At 36.0% G+C, this 2913-nt stretch carries 8 protein-coding genes; 1 reads left to right on the forward strand and 7 read right to left on the reverse strand.

Annotated elements, in window-relative coordinates:
- Positions 1–96: 96 nt before the first annotated feature.
- From RU86_RS11585 to RU86_RS11610, 7 genes are all read right to left on the reverse strand, one after another.
- On the reverse strand, positions 97–426 hold the full coding sequence (locus RU86_RS11585; RefSeq protein ID WP_096815425.1) for a hypothetical protein: 330 nt from the start codon (positions 424–426) through the stop codon (positions 97–99).
- A gap of 43 nt (positions 427–469) precedes the next feature.
- Positions 470–886 (reverse strand): hypothetical protein, encoded by a 417-nt coding sequence (locus RU86_RS11590; RefSeq protein WP_096815426.1) that lies wholly within the window; start codon positions 884–886, stop codon positions 470–472.
- Between the two features lie 12 nt (positions 887–898).
- The gene (locus tag RU86_RS11595) at positions 899–1183 is read right to left on the reverse strand and encodes a hypothetical protein (protein WP_096815427.1); all 285 of its coding nucleotides are present in this window, start codon (positions 1181–1183) and stop codon (positions 899–901) included.
- On the reverse strand, positions 1170–1553 hold the full coding sequence (locus RU86_RS11600) for a helix-turn-helix domain-containing protein (RefSeq protein WP_096815428.1): 384 nt from the start codon (positions 1551–1553) through the stop codon (positions 1170–1172). Before RU86_RS11600 ends, RU86_RS11595 begins: the two co-directional genes overlap by 14 nt.
- Positions 1550–2005, reverse strand: a complete 456-nt coding sequence (locus RU86_RS11605; protein WP_096815429.1) for a hypothetical protein — start codon at positions 2003–2005, stop codon at positions 1550–1552. The genes RU86_RS11600 and RU86_RS11605 overlap by 4 nt, the downstream gene beginning before the upstream one ends.
- Before the next feature lie 4 nt (positions 2006–2009).
- A complete protein-coding gene (locus RU86_RS12180) occupies positions 2010–2174 on the reverse strand; it encodes a hypothetical protein (protein ID WP_179296284.1) in 165 nt (54 codons plus the stop codon).
- A 124-nt stretch (positions 2175–2298) separates the two neighbouring features.
- Positions 2299–2490, reverse strand: coding sequence for a helix-turn-helix domain-containing protein (locus RU86_RS11610; RefSeq protein WP_096815430.1), 192 nt, complete (start codon positions 2488–2490; stop codon positions 2299–2301).
- 162 nt (positions 2491–2652) lie between these two features.
- Between RU86_RS11610 and RU86_RS11615 the strand changes: the two genes are divergently transcribed.
- Positions 2653–2913 (forward strand): helix-turn-helix domain-containing protein (locus RU86_RS11615; RefSeq protein WP_143468133.1); only part of this gene is annotated, 261 nt, incomplete at its 3' end.

Raw genomic sequence — 2913 nt, forward strand, 5'->3', positions numbered from 1 at the left:
AAAATAGCCCGTTCGCTCTTGCCTGCTGGATAACCTGCGATAACATGAATACCTTGACTGATACAAAATAAGGCTTGTTTCTTTGGTGTCATAGCTCTACCCCTCAACTAGCTGATCTATCCAATCAAGACTGGCCAAAGTATAGCCATTTACCGCGTTATTAATCGTGATACCTGAGCGTTGTTTCTTGATGATCCCCGCCCTGCGTTCTTCTTCATTTTGTGGGATAAAGTAGCCAAGACCATCAATTGAGCCGATAGCACAATGTTTCTTTTGCAAGCCCTCAATACGGCTCTGTAACGTCCGTAAGTCGATTTTCAAAGACTGAGCCAACATTTTGCCTTGTATAGCGCGATCAATGCCCTTATGGCTAGACAGTGCCTTAATAATATTTTGGTCTAATACCTGTAAATCTTTAAGTTTCATTTCTCATACCTCGATTGCCTTGCCTGACAAGTTTCTATTTTATTTATGGTTTAAATGTCCCCAATACTTTAACCGTGGTTTCAAGTCTCGATAGTGTCACAAGATGCTTGATATAATCTTGATAATCTGAAAAGTTTTGTGGGCCATGTAATGCCTTGGCTAATTCTGTATCAATTTCATTTGAGTGCTGCCAACCGTGTATCAGTGTTTTAATGCCCTCATGCAACGTCATCATTTCCTGTGATGTGGTATTTTTCATCATGTTGTCATACTCTCGCTCTAATTGCTCATTAACTAGCTTTATAGCATGGTTAGCACTTTGTACAGCAATACCCTTTTTACCGTCAAGTAATTTTATTGAGGCTCTTTCACGGGAAATCATATCCATAGTGTCCGCAAATAACTCATCCTGAACCTTATCAGCCCTTTGTTTAGCCCTCGCTTGATTAAATTTAGTCATCTTACACCCCTTTTAATTATCCAACACGACAAATTGGCATATATCATCAATCAAGTAATAGATTAATGATGTCTTATACTTAGGCTTATACCGCTTTAATCCATGTTTTTCAAAGTTAGATAAAGTACCGTCTGATATGTCTAACTCGTCCATTGCTTGCTGTTTAGATATATACGGTAGCACACGCATGGTGGCCTTTAACTTAGCCTGTATGGCTTCATAGTCATTCACACGCTTAATGATATCCTCAGCAAGTAAACGGCTGGTAAGCGTGGTTAATGGGTCAAATTCTGTCATTGATTACCTCGCCCTCTAATTGCAAGATAGTGCTATATAAACTTAGATTAGGCAAACTTAAACGTTTTTCAAGTTCTAAAAGCTCGACTACGTCAATACGCTTTGACAAGGGCATAGCATGAAATAAATCACTATCCAATAATTCAGTTATATACTTATCGCTAAAATCTGACTGCTTTCCGATATAGATATAGTTGGCATTTATTTTGTAAAATCGTGATAGTGTCACAATATCGCACCACTCAACTTCCCTACTGTCCAGTTCTGTCAATACTAAATCATCAGGCTTTATACCTGTTTTCTGTGACAGTTCATCAATAGTTAAATGATTGATGATACGTAAATCCTTAAATGTATATCTAGTTATCATGCAACACCGCCAATCTTACGCTTAGTAATTATCTCCATCACTGCATTTGTCATATTATCTGGGTTTATCCCCAGTTCTTCAGATAGTGCGTGAATATCGTCAGCTCCTATCAAATCAAAGGCAGTTACTTTTTTATCTCGCTGGGTTTGTCGTTGCTCTCTGATACCTCTAGCATATCCTGACCAATATAACTCTATTCCAACTAAAACTGAGTGACCTGAGTTCATATCACTATTGCTGGCTCTTTCATAAGCGCTTAAGAAAAGACTGTCACAAACACTGTGACCATAGCTAGCTTTACTATCTCGTTTGGCTTGTTTATTAGTAATGTAACCTTTCGGCACTTTTAAATTTAATGGTAGACCGCATTTATTAACCATCATTTTTTTCTTATCGGTTGTAATGATAATGGTTTGTTTTAGATCGTGAATTTTTAGTGTTTTATTTATCATGTCCTTAACCTCTTGTCATAAATCTAGCGAATGCGACCACGTCATTATATGAACGCTCTAGCCCCTGTTTAGTCCATACCGTCCATTTATGAGTAGCATGGTTAAACTGTGCCTGTGAGCCAGCCTGTATGCCGTGAGTGGGAAGTAATACGTCTATTGTATTGTTCATTTGTGTGTATCCTCTACTTTTGATATAATAGAGTAAGCAAAGCCCTGTAAGGCTTGCATTACTAATAGTTTAAAAAGTCTCTACTTTGGTTGGTGAGGACTTTTTTTGTTGTAATTTTTAGTAATCAATATCCTGCCATAAACCACTTCATTACCTTGTCATAAACAGATTGTTTTGTATTGTAATTGCCCTTGATAATACGCTTATAAGTAATGTAAGTGATACCTATTGCCTTAGCAGTCTGCTCTATATTTAGACTTAAGTCTGCTTGTTTTCGTCTTATTGCTTTGGCTTGTTCTTGCGTAACTGTAATCATGATAATTTCCTCCTTTGTAAGTATTTATTTTTAATACAAAATTATTTTAACACGTATTAAATACAAATACAACAGTTAAATACAAAAATATTAAAAAAAAATACAAAAAACTGTTTATTATTCGACTAAAATAGTTTAGAATTATAATAAAGGAGCTAACCAATGGAAAATTTAACTGCAGCTAGACTTAAAGAATTGCGAAAACAAAAAGGCGCTACAATGGAAAAAATGGCTTTTGAGACAGGGATAAAAAAGCCTACTATTTCAAATTATGAGAATGGTTACTCCAAGCCTAAAGATAATAACTTAAAAAAGCTCGCTAATTATTACTCAGTCTCTCCTAGCTATCTTTTAGGCTATATTGATACACCAAAAGAAGAACTAATGACTTTTAATTCTGGCGAAGAGTTCGACAAAACAAGA

The organism is Pseudolactococcus piscium (genome assembly GCF_002441695.1).
GTDB classification, from domain to species: Bacteria; Bacillota; Bacilli; order Lactobacillales; family Streptococcaceae; genus Pseudolactococcus; species Pseudolactococcus piscium.